A 17,338-nucleotide genomic window follows, 5' to 3' on the forward strand; every position below is an offset into this window, starting at 1 on the left:
CTCCCCCTGTGTGGCCCTAGGCTCACTCCGGGGCGAGGAAGCCCTCCTCCACCAGGGCAGGGCCTCTTCCAAGGCCAGGGGAAACCCCTGGGAAGCCCGCCTCAGGGCTTCCAGAGCGTCCTTCTGGGTGCGCTTCAGGCGGAGGTGGAGCTCGCTGAAGGGGTTTAGGGCATCCTGGCCTCGCAGGGTAAGGCGGTAGCGCCTGGGAAGGTCCATGGCCAAAAGCCCCTTCCGGTACCGCTCCGCCAGGGCCCGGTACCGGGGAGCATTGCCCGGGGGCTCGGCGGGACCCTTGACCCGGGCTGGAACCCCCAGGGCCAGGGCGCCCCCAGGGATCTCCATCCCTGGGGGAACCACCGCCCCTGCCCCCACCACCGCCTTCCTGCCCACCCGGGCCCCGTTCAGCACCACCGCCCCCATGCCGATCAGGGCCCCTTCCTCCACCACCGCCCCGTGGACCACCGCCCGGTGCCCCACGGTCACCCCGGAACCCAAAAGGCAGGGAAAACCCGGGTCCGCGTGGAGAACGGCCCCATCCTGGACGTTGCTTCCCGGGCCGATCACCACCCGCTCCAGATCCCCCCGCACCACGGCGGCAAACCAGATGGAGGCTCCCTCCCCCACCTCCACCTCCCCCACCACGTAGGCCCCGGGGGCGATGAAGGCGCTGGGGTGCACCCTGGGAAGCTTGTCCTCAAAGCGGTAAACGCTCAAGGGCCACCTCCAGAAGGCGCAGGTCCTCGGGGAAGGAAAGGAGCAAGCGGGCCTCCTCCAGGCTGAACCACCCCAGGCCCGTCATCCCCTTTTCCAAGCGGGGCTCCCCGGTGCCCCGCATGAGGAACCAGTGCACCTCCCGCTCCACTCCCTTGGGGTTCACGTAGCGGGTGGGGAAAAGGGGAGCCAGGACCTCCGCCTTTACCCCGGTTTCCTCCAGGACCTCCCGCACCGCGGCCGCCTCGAGGGTCTCCCCCAGCTCCAAGTGCCCCTTGGGAAAAACCCAGAAGCCCATGCGGTCGCGGAGGAGGAGCACCTCCCCCTTCTCGTTGAAGACCACACCTCCCGCCCCTAGCTCCATGGGTACCTCCTCTTGAGGTAGCTCAGGGTGGCCTCGTCCACCTCCGGGCCTCCCTGGTAGCGCTCCTCCAGGTTCTCCATGCCGATCAGGGCAAGGAAAGCGCGCTCCGTGGCCTCGTCAAACTCCCCGTGCACCTCCCCTGCGTAAAGCCCAAGGCTCCGGAGTACCCCTTGCAACCACCGCACCTCCTCCGGGGCCAAGGGGCGGCGCTCCTTGGGCCTTTCAAAGAGGAGGCGGTGGAGGGAAAGCAGGCGGAAAAGCTCCTCCACCGGCTCCGGGTGGTCGTCGGCCCGGAGGTCGATGTACCGGTCCCAAAGCCCTCCGTACCCCTTGCCCTCCCCCACCACCAGAAGCGCCGCAGACTGCTTACCCCTTTTATCCCCTCCCGCCTCCTCCCCCGCCTTTAAGGCCAGAAGGAGCCTTTCGGGAAAAGGAACCCGTTCCTCCTGCAGGAAGGTTTCCACCATGGCCTCCACCACCTGGGGTCCCGCGAGGAGGTTCCCCTGGGCGGCGTAGCCCTTTCCCGAAAGCCCCCCGGCCCAGGGGTGGCACTCCGCCCCGGTGAAGGTGAGGGCCTCGCCCTCAGCGCTCACCAGGCCAAACTGGCGCCGCTCCAGCCCGGAGTCGGTGCGGCGGAAGGCTTCCAAAACCCCCTCCGGGCTTGCCCCCTGCTCTAGAAGGGCAAGGCCCTGGGGGCCGAAGCGGGGGTTGGCGTAGGACTGGGTGGCGATGGCCCCTACCCCTGCCCGGGCGAAGGGCACCACCGCCCCCACCGCCAGAAACTTGCTGGCCACGGCCACGCCCAGGTCCCCCGTTTCCGGGTCCCGGGCCACCAGGGAGAAGGTGGCCACCACCATGCCCTTATCCTACGCGCCCGCCCGTGGTAAAGTGGGGGGATTGGGTGCACCCATGGAGATCCGAAACATTGCCATCATTGCCCACGTGGACCACGGCAAGACCACACTGGTGGACGCTATGCTCCGCCAAGCCAAGGCCCTTTCCAAAGAGGAGGGGGAGCGCATCCTGGACTCGTACGAACTAGAAAGGGAGCGCGGCATCACCATCCTAGCCAAGAACACCGCGGTGGTCTGGGGCGGGGTGAAGGTGAACATCGTGGACACCCCCGGCCACGCGGACTTCGGCGGGGAAGTGGAGCGGGCCCTCTCCCTGGTGGATGGGGTGCTCCTCCTGGTGGACGCTGCCGAGGGCCCCATGCCCCAGACCCGCTTTGTCCTGAGGAAAGCCCTAGGGGCGGGGCTAAAGCCCATCGTGGTCCTCAACAAGGTGGACAAGAAGGAGGCCCGCCCCGACGAGGTCTTAAGCCTCACCTTTGACCTCATGGTGGAGCTGGGGGCCTCGGACGACCAGCTGGACTTCCCCTACCTCTACGCCATCGGCCGGGAGGGCCGGGCCTGGCGGGAGGAGCCCCGGAACGACCTCCATGAGCTTTTCCAGGTCATCGTGGAGCACGTCCCCCCACCCCGCTGGACGGAGGGCCCCTTCCAGCTCCTGGTGGCCAACCTGGACCACTCCCCCTATCTGGGCCGGGTGGCCATCGGCAAGGTGGCCCGGGGGAGGGTGCGCAAGGGGGAAACCGTGGCCATCCTCAAGGAAGGGGCCAGCCTCTTGGCCAAGGTGGCCGCGGTCTACACCCACCAGGGCCTGGAGCGGGTGGAGGTGGAGGAGAGCCTCCCCGGGGACATCGTGGCCGTGGCCGGGGTGGAGGGGGCGGAGATCGGGGACACCCTGGCGGCCCAGGAGGCCCCCGAAGCCCTCCCCCGCCTGCAGGTGGACGAGCCCACCGTGGCCCTCACCCTCACCGCCAACACCTCCCCCTTCGCTGGCCGGGAGGGCCGGTACGTGACGGGGCAGAAGCTGAAAGAGCGCCTCCTGAAGGAGCTCCGCACCAACGTGGCCCTGCAGGTGGAGGAGGTGGGCCCCGAGGTCTTCGAGCTTAAGGGCCGGGGGGAGCTCCACCTGGCCATCCTCCTGGAAACCATGCGCCGGGAGGGGTACGAGTTCAGCGTGGGCCAGCCCCGGGTGCTCACCAAAGACGGCCTCGAGCCCTACGAGCTTTTGGTAGTGGAGGTGCCCCAAGATCGCTTCGGAAGCGTCATGGAGGCTTTGGGAGCCCGCCGGGCCGAGATGGTGCACATGGAGGTGGGGGAAAGGGTGCGGGCGGAGTTCGTGGTCCCGGCCCGGGCCCTTTTCGGCTTCCGTAGCCTTTTCCTTTCCCTCACCGGAGGGGAGGGGCTTCTCAGCCATACCTTCCACGGCTTCGGCCCCGAGGCCGGCCCCATCCCCACCCGCACCACGGGAAGCGCCGTGGCCATGGAGGCCGGGGTGGCCACCGCCTACAGCCTGAACCGCCTGCAAGAGCGGGTCCAGTTTTTCATCGAGCCGGGTACCGAGGTCTACGTGGGCATGATCGTGGGGGAGCACGTGCGGGAAAACGATCTGGACGTGAACGTCACCCTCGCCAAGAAGCTCACCAACATCCGAGCGGCGGGCTCCGATGAGAACATCCGCCTCATCCCCCCCAGGCGGCTCTCCCTGGAGGAGGCCCTGGAGTTTTTAGCAGAGGACGAACTCCTGGAAGTAACCCCCAAAAGCCTTCGCCTGCGCAAGAAGGTCTTGGACCCGGCCAAGCGCAAGCGCCTCGTAGGGAGCTGATCCCCCAAAGGGCAGGGGCTGGGCCCTTGGGGCCCAGCCCCTGCCCTTTCGCTTTCCGCTTACTCCTCTTCCCGCTCCCCGTAGGTTTCCAGGGCCTCCTGCCACGCCTGGCTGATCTCCTTGGCCTGCTCCATCTTGACCTCCCTGAGCCTAAGGGTAAGGGGCGGAAGGGGCAGGTGCATCAAGGTAAAGAAAAAACCCGTACACCCTGGGGTCGGTGTAGCCTCTACCACCTACACCAAAACGCTCAGGACTGGAGAAGGGCCTCCGCCTCGAGGCGGGCCAGCACGCTTTCCAGGCTCCCCCCTTGCCAGCGCTCCACGGCGTAGGCGGAAAGGGGAAACCGCTCCCTAAGCCTTCGCACCAGGCCCGCCGCATCCTCAGGCCGGCTTCCCTGGAGGACCAGAAGATACCCCCCCACCAGGCGGAAGGCCAAGTCCCCCCGGCGAAGCTCCGCCTGAAGCCGCTCGGGAGGGGCGGAAGTGGAAAGGTACACCAACACCAGAGGGCGCCTAAAAGCCAGACCCTCCAAGGCCCCGGCCAGGCGCAGGAGGTCCTCCCGGGTCCCCACCCCCTCGAGGGCCGGCAAAAGGGGAGCCTCCTTGCCGGTGCCCAGGAAGAAGGCTATGGCCAGGGCCAAGGCCCCCAGAACCCCCCCAAGGGCCGTGTAGCCCGAACCCCCTGACCCCGCAAAGGCCAGGGCGCTTTCCAAGGCCAGCTGGAACGCCAAAAGGCCAAGGCCCAGCACCAGAAAAAACTGCACGGAAAAGGCCACAGGAAACCGGGAGAACAGGCTTCCCGCCGCTGCCAGCAAAAGGGCGGCGAGCAGAAGGCCAAGCCCCCGCTCCACCTGGCCCAGGGGTTCGGCCAAGGCCAAGGGAGCAAGCCCCAAAAGGAAGAGGCCCCAGGGCAGGAGGAAAAGCCAGCGCATGTTGCTTCCAAGCCTACCATGCCTCCCCTCACCCCAGCTTTAGCATGAAGGGGATGGAGCCCCTAGCCGAGCGCCTCAGGCCCCGCTTTCTGGACGAGGTCCTGGGCCAACCCCACCTCACGGGGCCAAAAGGGCTTTTAAGGCGGATGCTGGAGGCGAAAAGGCTTTCCTCCATGGTCCTCTTCGGCCCCCCGGGCACGGGCAAGACCACCCTGGCCCAGATCCTGGCGGAAGGGGTGGGCAAGCCCTTCCTAAGGCTTTCCGCGGTGGAGGCCGGGGTTAAGGAGGTAAGGGCGGTGGTGGAAAGAGCCCGGAGGGAAGGGGGCCTGGTCCTCTTCCTGGACGAGGTGCACCGCTTCAACCGCGCCCAGCAGGATGCTCTCCTGCCCCACCTGGAGTCCGGCCTCCTCACCCTGATCGGGGCCACCGCGGAAAACCCCGCCTTTGAGCTCACCCCTGCCCTCCGCTCCCGCCTCCGCTTCTTCCCCTTAAGACCCCTTTCCGAAGCGGACCTCCTCACCCTCCTCAAGAAGGCCCTCACGGATCCCCGGGGTCTCCCGGGAACCCCTTTTGAGGAGGAGGCCCTCCGCCTCCTGGCCCAGGCCGCCGGAGGCGATGCCCGCTTTGCCCTCAATACCCTGGAACTGGCCGCCTCCCTGGGGGAGGTGACCGCGAACACGGTAAAGGAAGCCCTGGGCGCCGAGCGCTTTGCCATGGACCGGGAAGGAGATCAGTTCTACGACCTGGTCTCCGCCCTCCATAAAAGCCTTCGGGGAAGCCACGTGGACGCAAGCCTCTACTATCTGGCCAGGCTTCTTAAGGCTGGGGCCGATCCCCTTTACCTGGCCCGGCGCCTCATCCGGGTGGCGGCGGAGGATGTGGGCCTGGCCGACCCCTTGGCCTTACGCTTGGCCGTGGCCGCCAAGGAGGCCTATGAGGCCCTGGGGAGCCCGGAAGGAGAGCTGGCCCTGGTGGAGGCCACGGTTTACCTGGCCTTGGCCCCCAAGTCCAATAGCCTCTACACCGCCTGGAAGAAGGCGGAAGAGGCCGCAGGGGCCCACCCCCACGCCCCCGTCCCCCTGAACCTCAGGAACGCCCCCACCGGCCTGCAGCGGGCCCTGGGCCACGGTAAGGGGTACGCCTACTACCACGAGGACAAGGAGGGCAGCTTCGCCCAGAGATACTTGCCGGAAGGCCTGGAAGAGCTCCGCCTCTTTGAGGCCACGGGGGAAGGCTGGGAAGAACGGGTGCGGGAACGGCTCAAGGCCCTTAGGGAGCGCTTCCGGAAACCTAGCCCTTAAGCCCCTCCTCAAAGGTAGCCACCACCCGCCTTTCAAAGACAAGGTAGAGCAAGGCGATGGGCAGGACGGAGAAAAGGGCGGCGGCAGAAAGGAGGCCCCAGTCGGTGGGGTACTTGCGCTGCAGGTCTGTAAGCCAGGTTTGCAGGGTCCAGAACCTGGGGTCGGAAACCATCACCCTGGGGTAGAGCACCAGGTTCCAATGGGCGGCGAAGGCCAGGACCCCAGCCGCCACCAGGGTGGGGCGCACCAAGGGGAAGAGGATCCCGAAAAGGAGCACCCGGTGCCCCGCTCCATCGAGTCTGGCGGCTTCCAAAAGCTCCTCCGGCACCGCCCGCATGGCCTGGTAGACCAGGTAGACGACAAAGGGGCTGGCGGCGAAGGGCAGGGCCAAGGCCCAGGCGGTATCCAGGAGGGAAAGCCCTTTGAGGATGCCGTACAGGGGCACCAGGAGGAGCTCGGCGGGTATGGCCATCAGCACTAGGTAAAAGGGCAAAAGCCCAAGCCCCGCCCTTAAGGCGTAGGCGGCCAAAAGAGCGGTGAGGAGCTGCAGGATCACCACCCCCGAGGAAAGCCCCAGGGAGAAGAAAAGCCGGCCCCAAAACCCCTCCTTGGCTAGGCCCCGCACGTTTTCCAGGCTGAAGCCCACCTTGGAGAAAAGCTCCCCCGAGTACACCGCCTCCTTGGGCATGAAGGCGGCGTAGGCCATCCAGAGAAAGGGAAGGAGGACAAAAAGCAAGGCCAAAAAGACCAGAAGATGCCCCAAAGCCCGGCCCACGTGCCCAATATACCCCACAGGGGCCTGGGCCTTAAGATGCTTCCATGCAACCTCTCTCCGGCATCAAGGTGCTGGACCTTTCCCGGGTGCTGGCGGGGCCCCTGTGCACCCTGATCCTGGCCGACCTGGGGGCGGAGGTGATCAAGGTGGAGCCCCCTTGGGGGGACGAGACCCGGGGCTGGGGACCCCCTTTTGCGAAGGGGGAAAGCGCCTATTTCCTCTCCGTGAACCGGGGCAAGAAGAGCCTGGCCTTAGACCTCAAGACCCTCGAGGGCCAGGAGGTGGTGCAGAGGCTCGCTCAGGAAGCGGACGTCCTGGTGGAGAACTTCAAAACCGGAGACCTCAAGCGCTACCGCCTGGACTACGAAAGCCTGAGGCCGCTTAACCCCCGCCTGGTCTACCTCTCCATCACCGGCTTCGGCCACACCGGGCCCCGGGCCCAGGAACCTGGGTACGACGCCGCCCTGCAGGGCTACACCGGCATCATGTCCGTCACCGGGGAGCCGGAAGGCCCCCCCATGAAGGTAGGGGTGGCCTGGATCGACGTGATGACGGGCATGATAGGGGCGGTGGCGGTGCTTGCCGCCCTTTACGAGCGGGAACGAAGCGGCCTGGGCCAGCACATCGACCTTTCCCTCTTTGACGTGGGCCTTTTCGCCTTGGCCAATCTGGGGGAAAGCTACCTCCTCACGGGGAAGCCCCCAGGACGCCTGGGCAACGCCCACGCCCAGATCGTGCCCTACGGGGCCTTCCCCGCGGAGGACGGCTGGCTGGTTTTGGCGGTGGGGAACGACGAGCAATTCGCCAGGCTCTGCCAGTTGCTAGGCCTGCCGGACCTCCTGACGCGGTTCCCCACCAACGCGGAGAGGGTGAGGGCGAGAGAGGAGGTGGTGGAGGCTATCTCCAAGGTGCTCAAGACCCAACCCCGGGCCCACTGGCTGGAAAGGTTCAGGGAGAAGGGCATCCCCGCCGCCCCGGTGAACGACCTGGCCGAAGCCTTCCAAGACCCCCAGGCCCAGGCCCGGGGAGCCGTCTGGACCCTCCCCCACCCCCTCTTGGAAGCCCTGCCCACCCTGGCGAACCCCTTGCGCTTCCTGTCCCGCACCCCGGCAAGCCCCTCCCTGCCCCCGCCCCTCCTTGGGGAGCATACGGAGGCGGTGCTGAGGGAAGCAGGCTACACCCCAGAGGAGGTGGCCCGGCTTGTGGAAAAGGGTGTGGTCCGCATCCAGACCAAGGAAAGGCAATGAGACAAATCCTCGTCCCCAAGGCCCTTTTGCTTCTGGATCCGCTATTCATGGGTTCTTTTGGCCTGTGGATAACCTTGTGGATAAATGCCCCCGGCGCCCCAGCGGCACCCGACCCGTGGCGCTTAGGGCTGCTTCCTTCCGGACCTGACCCGGTTCACGCCCGGACCGTCGCGCTGGACCGGGGGCTTGGGTAGTATAGCACCCATGGAAGCCCTAAGGCTAGAGGGCCTGGGCAAGCGCTACGGGCGCAAACCCATCCTGGAGAAGATAAGCCTTTCCGTGCACCCCGGGGAGGTCTACGCCCTGGCCGGCCCCAACGGCTCGGGGAAGACTACCCTCATCCGCCTGGTCACCGGCCTGGCCTTCCCCAGCGCAGGAAGGGCCCTCCTCCTGGGGGAGGACGTGCACCAAAACCCCCAAGCCCGGCGCCACCTAGGGGCAGTGGTGGAGGCTCCGGCCGCCTTCTATCCCTACCTCACGGGCCGGGAGAACCTCAGGATGCGGGCCTACCTGGCCGGGGTGAAGGAGGAAGGACGCATCGGCGAGGTACTGTCCCGGTTAAGGCTCCTCGCCGTGGCCGACCAGAAGGTGGGGAGCTACTCCCTGGGGCAACGTCAGCGCCTGGGCCTGGCGGCAGCCATCCTGCACCGGCCCAGGGTCCTGGTCCTGGACGAACCCACCAGTGGACTGGACCTCGAGGGGGTGGAGCTGGTCCACGGCCTCCTGCAGGAGATGGCCCGGGAGGGGGTGGCCGTCCTGCTCTCCACCCACCACCTCGAGGAGGTGAGCCGGTACGCCCACAAGGTGGGCATCCTGGGAGGGGGGAGGCTTCTGGATGAGGTGGTCCTCGAGGGGCGCAAGGCCTACCGCCTCGAGGCCGAGCCCCTGGAAGGCGCCCTGGCCCTCCTCAAAACCCTGCCCCAGGTGGCCTCGGCCCGGATCCAAGGGCCGGCCATCCTCTTTGAGGGCGAGGCGGAGGCGGCCTTAGGAGCCCTCCTCAGGGAAGGGTACCGGGTGAAGGCCCTCCATCCCCAAGGCTTTGATCTGAGGCTCTACTACCAGGAGAGGGTGAAGCATGCTTAGGCTCCTCTTCTTTGAGCTCTACAAGCTCTTCCGCCTGCGCTCGGTCCAGCTTGGCCTTCTGGCGGCCTTCCTTCTTCCCTCCCTGTGGGCCCTGGCCCCGGGGCTTAAGGAAGCGTACGGCCTGGTCCTGGCCTCGGGCTGGCAGGTGGTTTCCCTAAGTCTGATGGCGGGGATGGAGTTCCTCTTTCCCTTTCTGGTGGTGATGGCGGCCAGCGAGTCCTTGGGAAGCGAGGTGGCCCAAGGCACCTTGAAAAGCCTCCTCCTCCACCCCCTCCCCCGGACCCGGCTGATCCTGGCCAAGCTCCTCTCTGCCCTCCTCTATCCCTTCGTCCTCCTGGGGGCAAGCTTCCTGGGAAGCCTTCTCGCGGGCCTGCCCCACGGGCTAGGAGGGTTCTACGGGGGCACGGGGCTTGGGGCAGGAGGGTTCGCCGGGGTAGGCTTTCTGAGCGCCCAAGAAGCCCTTGGCCAGCTCCTTTCCGCCCACCTCCTGGCGGGGATCGTCCTCTTGCCCCTCGCCGCCTTGGCCCTCCTCTACGCCACAGTCTTCCTCTCCACCACGGCCAGCGCCCTGGCGGCGGTGGCCACCCTGCTTCTCATGCGCCTTCTGGTGGCCTTTCCCGCCCTTACCCCCTTCCTCCTCACCACCTACCTGGACCTCCACTTAAGGCCCAGCGTGGCGGGGCTCGGCCTGCCCCTCCTCCTCATCTACACCTTGGGCTTTGCCTTCCTGGCGGCTTTGGTCTTCGAGCGCAAGGACCTCTAGGCAGGGTAAGGCTCGGGAAGCCCCACGAACCGCCCTTCCTCCACCAAGGGCTTTCCGTCCAGGAGGAGGGCCCCTTCCGCCAGGGAGAGGACCAGGTCCCAGTGGAGGGCGCTCTCGTTTTTGCCCCCGGTCTCCGGGTAGCTCCGGCCCAGGGCCAGGTGCACCGTGCCCCCCATCTTCTCGTCCAGGAGGATGAGGCCGGTGGGCCGGGTGAGGCCAAAGTTGGTGCCGATCCCCACCTCACCCAGCCGCCTGGCCCCCTCATCCGTGGCCAGGGCCGCCCGCAGGTACGCCTCCCCCACCTCCGCCCGGGCCTCCACCACCTCGCCCCCCTGGAAGCGCAGGTAAACCCCCTCCACCCGCCCGCCCCCCACGAAGGCGGGGAGGTTGAAGCGCACCTCCCCCTCGGCGGAATCCTCGAGGGGCCCGGTGAACACCTCCCCCGAGGGCATGTTGCGCCGACCGTCGGAGTTGATCCACCTCCTCCCCGCCACGGAAAGCCTGAGGTCCGTGCCCGGGGCCTGGATGTGAAGTTCCTTGCCCTGGGAAAGCCTCCCGATCAAGGCCTCCTGGAAGCGGGAAAGGGCCCGCCAGGCGCCCACCGGGTCCTCCCGGTCCAGGAATAGGGCACCCTTAAGGTACTCCCGGAACTCCTCCGTCCCCATCCCCGCCCCCACCGCGTAGCCCACCGTGGGGTAAAGGGTGAGGGCCCAGCGCTTTTTCAGGCGGAGCTCGGCCAGGGGCCGCCAAGCCCGCTGGTGCTTTAGGGAAAGGCCAGGGTCCAGGGAGGCGGCCTCCAGGGGGTTTTCCGCGGAAAGGATGCGCAGGAACTTGTCTGCCTTCTCATAAAGGGCGCGCTCCACCTCCGGTATCCTCTCCAGCCAGGACCCCCCGTGGAGGAGGAAATCCCGCCCCTCCCCCGGGTAACCCAGGCGGAACACGGGGTAGGCCCCCCGCTCCAGGAAGGCCCTCTTCAAGTGGGGCAGGAGGGGCAAGGCCGGGGTCTCCGCCTCCACCAAAATGGTCTCCCCTTCTTGGACCTCGAGGCAGTACGCCGTCAGGAGTTGGGCGAAAGCGGCTTCCACTTTGTTATCATAGGGCCAAGATGGCCGAACCCAAGATCACGCCCCTGGCCCGGCGTCTTGCCGAGGAAAACGGCATAGACTGGCGCAGGCTCCAGGGCACCGGCCCCGATGGCACCATCGTGGAGCGGGACATCCTGGCCTTCTTGGCCAAGGTGATGGCGGGGGAGGTGGACCTGCCCCCCGCCCCCGAAGAGGCCCCGCCCCTTCCCCCGGAGGAGGAACTGAAACGGGTACAGGAGGTCCTGAGCCGGGAGGGCGTGGATCTGGAAGACGTCCTCCCTGAAACCCCCAAGGCCCCCACCCTGGCGGTGGAGGAGGTGGCGGAGGAGGAGCTGGACCTCGAGCCCGCCCTCCTGGAGGACCTGGACCTAGACCTGGAGGAGGACCTCCTCCTGGCCGAGGAACCCGTCCGGGAAGACCAAGCCCCTTCCCTCTCCGGGCTGGAGGAAGAGGAAGCCCTCCCCCCCGAGCCCGTGGAGGAGGAGCTTGAGGAGCTCTTTCTTCCCGCCGAGGAGGAAACGCTTCCCCCGGAACCAGAGGAGCTGGAGCTGGAGGAAGACCTCCTCCTCAGCGAAACCCAGGAAGCCCCTTCCCCGGAACCCCTCGAGGCCCTGGAGGAAGCACCCCCTCCCCCAGAACCCCCGCCCCCGGTTGCCCCCGTTCCCCCGCCCAGCCCGGCCCCGGGCCTCACCGCCACCCCGGGCCCTGCTCCCTTCCCCTTGCGGGTGCAGCGCCTGCGGTTTGACCCCGGGAGGCTGGAGGCAGCCTTGGAAGCCTTCCACCAAGCCCACGGGGTGCCCCATAACCCCCTTCCCTTCCTGCTGAAGGCGGCGGAGAAGGCCCTGGCGGAGCTGGAGCTTCCCTTAAGGCCCCTCCTGGGACAGGCGGCAGGGAAGGAGGTGCGGGGCGTAAGGCCCATGGGTAGCTTCCTCGCCCTCTTCCACCAGCAGGAGGGGGAGGAAGGGGAGGGGCTTCTTTGCTTCGCGGGGGAGGAGGAGGTGCACTCCGGCCGTCCGAGCCTTTTCCTCTACCAGGAGGGGGTGCTCGCCGCCTCCGGGCTGGAAGGCCCCGTGGCCAAAAAGCTCCTGGAGCGGGTGGCCCTGTACCTGGAAAACCCCGTGCTGCTTCTGGCCTAGCGACGCCTGCGCCGCTTCCGGCCTCCCGGCAGGGCCTCTGGGGGTGTGAGGCCTTGCAGGCGGGCTTCCAAAGCCCGTAGCTCATCCCTTAGCCTCGCCGCCCGCTCAAAGTCCAAGGCCTCCGCCGCCTGCCACATGGCCAGCTCCAGCTCGGCGATCCCCTCCCTCAGGTCCTCCCCCAGGGGCTCGGAGAGGAGTGCCTCCTCGTACCCCTCGGGGCGGATGATGGCCCTGACCTCCTTCCGCACCGTCTCGGGGACGATGCCGTGCTCCCGGTTGTAGGCCTCCTGGAGGGTCCTTCGCCGGTTCGTCTCCCGGATGGCCCGCTCCATGGCCTCAGAGACGCTATCGGCGTAGAGCCATACCTCCCCCCTGGCGTTCCTCGCCGCCCGGCCGATGGTCTGGATGAGGCTCCGCTCGCTCCTCAGGAAGCCCGTCTTGTCCGCGTCCAGGATGGCCACCAGGGAAACCTCGGGGAGGTCCAGCCCCTCCCGGAGGAGGTTGATCCCCACCAGGGCGTCGAAGTGGCCCAGGCGGAGGTCCCGGATCAGGGCCTGGCGCTCAAAGGCGTCCAGCTCGTGGTGCAGGTAGCGGGCCCGCACCCCGTGCTCCTGCAAGAAGGCGGTGAGCTCCTCCGCCATGCGCACGGTTAAGACGGTGACCAGGGTCCTTTCCCCCCTTTCCGCCCGCTCCCGGATGCCTTCCATGAGGTCCAGGATCTGGTTCTCCGTGGGCTTCACCCGCACCAGGGGGTCCAGGAGGCCCGTGGGACGGATGATCTGCTCCACGATGCGCCCCGAATGCGCAAGCTCAAAGGGCCCTGGGGTGGCGGAAACGAAGACCACCTGGGTGACCCGCTCCAAAAACTCCTCAAAGCGCAAGGGGCGGTTGTCCAGGGCACTGGGGAGGCGGAAGCCATAGTCCACCAGGGTCTTTTTGCGCACGTAGTCCCCCCGGTACATCCCCTGGAGCTGGGGCACGGTCACGTGGGACTCGTCCAGAAAGACCAGGAAGTCCTCGGGGAAGTAGTCCAGGAGGGTGTAGGGGGGCTCCCCCGGGGCCTTGCCCGTGAAGTAGCGGGCGTAGTTCTCCACCCCCGGGCAGGTGCCCATGACCCTTAGCATCTCCAGGTCGTAGAGGGTGCGCTCCCTGAGGCGCTGGGCGTAGAGGACCTCCCCCCGCTCCTCAAAGTGGCGCACCCTCTCCCAGAGCTCCTTCTCGATCTCCTTCAGGACCTCCTCCAGCCCCTCCGGGCTGAGGTAGTGGGTGGCGGGGAAGAGGACAAACCCAGGAAGCTCCCTAAGCCGCTCCCCGGTGATGGGGTGCACCTGCAGGATCCGCTCCACCTCGTCCCCCCATAGCTCCACCCGGATGGGCTCGGTGTCGTAGGCGGGGAAGACCTCCAAGACCTCCCCCCGGGCCCGGAAGCGGCCTGGGGCCAGGTCAATCTCGTTCCGCTCGTAGCCGAGCTCCAGAAGGCGCTCCAGCAGGGCCTCCCGCGGGTAGACCATGCCCCTTTCCACCACCAGGTTCCTCGCCCGGTACTCCCGGGGGTCCCCCAGGCCGTAGATGGCGGAGACCGAGGCCACCACGATCACGTCCCGGCGGGTGAGGAGGCTACGGGTGGTGGAATGCCTTAGGCGCTCGATCTCGGGGTTGATGCTGGCGTCCTTTTCAATGTAGAGGTCCTTCCCCGGCACGTAGGCCTCGGGCTGGTAGTAGTCGTAGTAGCTGATGAAGTACTCCACGGCGTTTTCCGGGAAAAGCTCCCGGAACTCCGCGGCAAGCTGCGCCGCCAGGATCTTGTTGGGGGCCAGGACCAGGGCCGGCCGTCCTAGGGCCTCGATCACCCTGGCCATGGTCACCGTCTTCCCCGTCCCCGTGGCCCCCAGGAGGGTAACAAAGCGCTCCCCATCTCTTAGGGCCTCCACCAGCTCGCGGGTGGCCTTGGGCTGGTCCCCCTTGGGCTCGGGGCCAAGGTAGCGGAAGGTCATCACCTCTAAGTTTAGGCGGGAACGAAGGTGGCAAGGGGAGGGGGGACACGAAACCGGGGCCTGCCCCAAAGGGGCAGGCCCCGGAAGGGCATGGGGTTAGAAGTTGGTGGTGTAGGTGATCTTGAAGGCCCGGCCGTAGGACTGGAAGGTGCCAGCGCCATCCAGCAGGATGGCGTCCAGGTAGGCCACGGTCAGCCCGTAGTAGGTGGCCTCCAGGTAGATGCCGTCCACCCCGCCGGAGTTGCTGCCCGCCCCGGTGGTCAGGTTCCAGGGGAAGAGTACCTCGCCGGGGTAGGTGAAGAGGCGGTCGGTGCCCGCACTCAAGGAGAAGTCCCCATAGCCCCGGGTCAGGAAGCTACCCGCGGGATCCACCATGTTCTGGCCCCGGTAGGAGGCGTAGCCCACCTTGAAGACCAGGCTGGGCACCAGGAACTCGTTGAAGGCCAGACCCACCCGGTAGTACTGCTCGGTGGCGTCGTTGAGGTTGCTAAGGGCACCGGTGGTGTTGTTGAGCTGGGTGAGGTTGGTGGTGAGCCGCTGGGCATAGACCCCCTCGAGGCTGGGCTTCAGGGGGATGCCCAAGGGATCGGTGGCCGCCTTCACCCCGAACTTGTAGGTGGTGTAGCTGTAGGTGTTGTTGCCGTTGTACCCGGTGAAGGTGGCCGGGCGGGTGCCGCCGCCGCTGGTGATCAGGGCATCCTGGAAGTCATGGTAGCGGAAGTAGGGCTGGAGGCTGAGGAAGCCGAACTTGCCCTGGTAGGAGAGGGTGGCCAGGATGTCCTGGAAGGGGTAGTTGCCCGTGCCGTCGTCAAACTTCTGGTAACCCAAGGTAACGCCGAGCCCGGGGATGAGGGCATCCTTGGCCCGGGCATCGTGGGTGAGCTTGACGCCGAAGTTGGTGGCGAAGCGGCCGTCGGGGATATTGTAGTAGTAGTAGTTGTAGTTCCCGTAAGCGCCCAAGCCAGCGCTCCCCGGCTGGATGTTCCCGCCCACGGTGAGTTGGTTGTAGTAGGGGTTCAGGGCCAGGCCGCTGAAGAGCTTGAGGGTGGCCCCCACGCCCCAGGCAGCCAGCTCGCTGCTGGGGGCCCCAGCGTAATTGGTGGAGTCGTCGTAGTAGCCCCGCACCTCGAGGCCCTGCAGGAGAGGCAGGCTCAGCTTGCCGTCCACCCCAAATCCCCGGTTGTCCGCGGCGAAGGGGGCGTTGCCGTTGCCGCCCACGCCGAAGTAGAAGTAGTGGTAGTTGGCGGACATGCCGGCGATGCCGTTCTCGTACTGCGGGTCGATGGCCCGGTAGTTGGCCTTCAGGCTGAGGGGCCCAACCCCTACCTCACCCTGGACGTAGTAAGCCCAGTCAGCGACGGTGGAGTCAAAGTACTGGTCGAAAGTGCCCCCCACAGGGAGGGAAGTGTCGAAGAGGCCCTTCAGCTTCACCGGGCCCAGGGAGAGGCTGCCATCCAGGCCCAGGGCGGAGCGCACCCCGTAGTTTTCCGCGTAGCTCAGGGCCAGGTTGAACTCCTGTACCGGCTTGAAGTTGGTACGGATGCCGAAGTAGGCCCCGTTGAGGGGAGCAGGACCGCCGTTATTGTTGGCCGCGCCCGCTACCAGGGTCACCTCGGGGTTCAGGGGGAACTTGGAGCCGGTGAAGGTGGCCACCATACCCTGACGGGAGGTGGCGGGGTAGCTATCCTGGTCGTTGGCGAAGAGGTAGTCGTTGAAGCTGAAGGAGCTGGTGCTGGAGTCGTAGGCAATGCTGAAGGGCTGGCCGTCCACGTTGCCCTTCAGGTTAGCAGTGGTGAGGTAGGCGTTGGTGGTGTTGAGGGGGGTGGAGGCGGGGTAGGCGTCCACGGCGAGAGTGGCGCTGGCCTCGGCCACCGACACCCCCGTGGTGCCGGAGGCGTTGTTCTTCATGCTGAAGGTGAGGCTGGCCGAGCCCCCGGTGAAGGTCTGGTCAAGGTCTCCCCGGCGCTGGGCCACCCGGTTGCGGAAGGGGAAGGGCGGGGCGACGTAGTCCTGCTGGCCGGAGCCCGAGGAAACCTGGTTGCCGGGGAAGAGGCGGTCGATGTCGAAGTTGATGCCGGTGTTGGTGGCGGTGCCGTAGGTAGCGGAAAGGGAACCCTTGATGGAGTACTGCACCTTAGAGAGATCGGCAACCTGCTGCTCCAGCTTGCTCACCTTCTCGGAGAGCCCCACCAGGTCGGAGCGGAGGGCGGCGGCGAACTCCTGCACCGCGGCCACGTCCTCCTTGGAGGCGAACTCCTCGAAGTTGATGCCCTGGAGGTCGGCTAGGCCCTTCTCCAAGGCGGTGACCCGGTCCTGGAGGGAAAGGACGTCCTGGTTGAGGAGGACGGCGAGCTCGTTCAGGGCCTGAATGGCCTGGGCGTTGGCCTCCACCTGGGTCTGGAGGGCGGCCAGGTCACCCTTCACCCCCTCCACGTCCTGGGAGAGGGCGTCCAGCTGCTCCGCCAGCTGCTGGGCCTGGGCCAAAGCGGTGTCGGCGGCGATGGAGGCGGCCTCCACCCGGTCGGCCAGGTCCTGAAGCGCAGCGGCGTCCATGCCGGGCTCAGGGGCAGGCTGGGCCTTGAGCTCCTCGATCATGGCCTCGAGGCGGGCGATGTCCTCCTTGGTGGCGGCGCTGTCCTCGAGGGCCGAGACCCGCACACCCAGGGCAGCCAGCTCAGCAGCCAGCTCCTGCACGGCGTTCTTCAGGGCCTCGAGGTCCTCGGAGGACATGGCCTCCATGGTGGGGGAGGTGCCCTGCGCCTTCAGCTCCTCCTGGATCTGCTGCAGGAGGCGGTAGATGAGGAGGGCCGCCTGGTAGCGGGTCAGGGTCTCGTTGCCCCGGTAGGTGCCGTCGGGGAAGCCTACGATAATCCCCTTAGCCGCCAGGGCCTCCACCGCCTCCTTGGCCCAGTGCCCGGCAGGCACGTCGGAGAACTGGGCCAGACCGAAGCCCATGGAGAGCACGGTCAAAAGCCCCGCCAGTAGCATGACTAGCCTTTTCTTCATACTTCCTTACACCCCCTTTAGGGTTTCGGAAGCTCCGCTTTGGGCGAGTTTCCGCGTTTCCTCCCCAAAGGGCGCCTTCCGGGACGCAAGACCTGGCTTCCAAGAAAGAACTTTCGCCTTGCGTCCGCTGGTATCATAAAAGCCTCACCTAGACCTTGTCAAGCCTTTTGGCCCTTAAGGTTTTGCTATACTCCGCCGAAGGAGGGGGTGGGAGGAAGCCAAAAGCTGGCAAGCCAAGGCAGGAGGAAGGCGGGAAGCGCAGGGGGCCA

At 66.9% G+C, this 17,338-nt stretch carries 14 protein-coding genes, 1 other RNA gene and 1 pseudogene; 6 read left to right on the forward strand and 10 right to left on the reverse strand.

The window, feature by feature from the left end:
• Window positions 1–22 precede the first annotated feature (22 nt).
• The 3 genes and pseudogenes from EBI04_RS09010 to EBI04_RS09020 form a co-directional block, all read right to left on the reverse strand.
• Window positions 23–714, reverse strand: a pseudogene (locus tag EBI04_RS09010) (gamma carbonic anhydrase family protein).
• On the reverse strand, window positions 695–1,075 hold the full coding sequence (locus EBI04_RS09015) for an NUDIX hydrolase (RefSeq protein ID WP_135257176.1): 381 nt from the start codon (window positions 1,073–1,075) through the stop codon (window positions 695–697). The pseudogene EBI04_RS09010 and the gene EBI04_RS09015 overlap by 20 nt, the downstream one beginning before the upstream one ends.
• Entirely contained in the window at window positions 1,066–1,932 is an 867-nt protein-coding gene (locus EBI04_RS09020; RefSeq protein ID WP_135257177.1) for a DUF1028 domain-containing protein, read from the reverse strand. The genes EBI04_RS09015 and EBI04_RS09020 overlap by 10 nt, the downstream gene beginning before the upstream one ends.
• 52 nt (window positions 1,933–1,984) lie before the next feature.
• On the opposite strand from EBI04_RS09020, the gene typA reads away from it, so the two are divergent.
• Window positions 1,985–3,748 carry a translational GTPase TypA gene (typA, locus tag EBI04_RS09025; protein ID WP_135257178.1) on the forward strand — a complete coding sequence of 588 codons (1,764 nt, stop codon included), beginning with the start codon at window positions 1,985–1,987 and terminating at the stop codon, window positions 3,746–3,748.
• A 59-nt stretch (window positions 3,749–3,807) separates the two neighbouring features.
• Here the strand turns inward: typA and EBI04_RS13820 are convergent, their stop codons facing one another.
• On the reverse strand, window positions 3,808–3,930 hold the full coding sequence (locus EBI04_RS13820) for a hypothetical protein (RefSeq protein WP_276605479.1): 123 nt from the start codon (window positions 3,928–3,930) through the stop codon (window positions 3,808–3,810).
• 65 nt (window positions 3,931–3,995) lie between these two features.
• Window positions 3,996–4,679 carry a nucleotidyl cyclase domain-containing protein gene (locus tag EBI04_RS09030; RefSeq protein ID WP_135257179.1) on the reverse strand — a complete coding sequence of 228 codons (684 nt, stop codon included), beginning with the start codon at window positions 4,677–4,679 and terminating at the stop codon, window positions 3,996–3,998.
• Between the two features lie 44 nt (window positions 4,680–4,723).
• Here EBI04_RS09030 and EBI04_RS09035 point away from each other — a divergent pair, with 44 nt between their 5' ends.
• Entirely contained in the window at window positions 4,724–5,980 is a 1,257-nt protein-coding gene (locus tag EBI04_RS09035) for a replication-associated recombination protein A (RefSeq protein WP_135257180.1), read from the forward strand.
• Here the strand turns inward: EBI04_RS09035 and EBI04_RS09040 are convergent.
• Entirely contained in the window at window positions 5,970–6,755 is a 786-nt protein-coding gene (locus tag EBI04_RS09040; protein WP_135257181.1) for a carbohydrate ABC transporter permease, read from the reverse strand. The two genes, EBI04_RS09035 and EBI04_RS09040, sit on opposite strands and share 11 nt — an antisense overlap.
• 44 nt (window positions 6,756–6,799) lie before the next feature.
• Between EBI04_RS09040 and EBI04_RS09045 the strand changes: the two genes are divergently transcribed.
• A complete protein-coding gene (locus EBI04_RS09045) occupies window positions 6,800–8,002 on the forward strand; it encodes a CaiB/BaiF CoA transferase family protein (RefSeq protein WP_135257182.1) in 1,203 nt (400 codons plus the stop codon).
• A gap of 84 nt (window positions 8,003–8,086) precedes the next feature.
• Here EBI04_RS09045 and ffs read toward each other — a convergent pair.
• Window positions 8,087–8,187: signal recognition particle sRNA small type (ffs, locus tag EBI04_RS09050), an RNA gene on the reverse strand.
• A gap of 19 nt (window positions 8,188–8,206) precedes the next feature.
• On the opposite strand from ffs, the gene EBI04_RS09055 reads away from it, so the two are divergent.
• Together EBI04_RS09055 and EBI04_RS09060 are read left to right on the forward strand one after the other, a co-directional pair.
• Window positions 8,207–9,085: an ABC transporter ATP-binding protein gene (locus EBI04_RS09055; protein ID WP_135257183.1), complete on the forward strand. Its 879-nt coding sequence runs from the start codon at window positions 8,207–8,209 to the stop codon at window positions 9,083–9,085.
• Window positions 9,078–9,848, forward strand: a complete 771-nt coding sequence (locus EBI04_RS09060; RefSeq protein ID WP_135257184.1) for a DUF2705 family protein — start codon at window positions 9,078–9,080, stop codon at window positions 9,846–9,848. Before EBI04_RS09055 ends, EBI04_RS09060 begins: the two co-directional genes overlap by 8 nt.
• Here the strand turns inward: EBI04_RS09060 and EBI04_RS09065 are convergent.
• Complete coding sequence (locus EBI04_RS09065; protein ID WP_135257185.1) at window positions 9,845–10,933, reverse strand: aminopeptidase; 1,089 nt, start codon at window positions 10,931–10,933, stop codon at window positions 9,845–9,847. The genes EBI04_RS09060 and EBI04_RS09065 overlap by 4 nt on opposite strands.
• A gap of 20 nt (window positions 10,934–10,953) precedes the next feature.
• On the opposite strand from EBI04_RS09065, the gene EBI04_RS09070 reads away from it, so the two are divergent.
• Window positions 10,954–12,069, forward strand: a complete 1,116-nt coding sequence (locus EBI04_RS09070; protein WP_135257186.1) for an E3 binding domain-containing protein — start codon at window positions 10,954–10,956, stop codon at window positions 12,067–12,069.
• On the opposite strand, the gene uvrB is transcribed toward EBI04_RS09070, so the two are convergent.
• Together uvrB and EBI04_RS09080 are read right to left on the reverse strand one after the other, a co-directional pair.
• Complete coding sequence (uvrB, locus tag EBI04_RS09075) at window positions 12,066–14,063, reverse strand: excinuclease ABC subunit UvrB (RefSeq protein ID WP_135257187.1); 1,998 nt, start codon at window positions 14,061–14,063, stop codon at window positions 12,066–12,068. The two genes, EBI04_RS09070 and uvrB, sit on opposite strands and share 4 nt — an antisense overlap.
• Window positions 14,064–14,159: 96 nt before the next feature.
• Window positions 14,160–17,069, reverse strand: coding sequence for an S-layer homology domain-containing protein (locus tag EBI04_RS09080; protein WP_135257188.1), 2,910 nt, complete (start codon window positions 17,067–17,069; stop codon window positions 14,160–14,162).
• Window positions 17,070–17,338 lie beyond the last annotated feature (269 nt).

The organism is Thermus caldilimi, from assembly GCF_004684245.1.
GTDB lineage: Bacteria > Deinococcota > Deinococci > Deinococcales > Thermaceae > Thermus > Thermus caldilimi.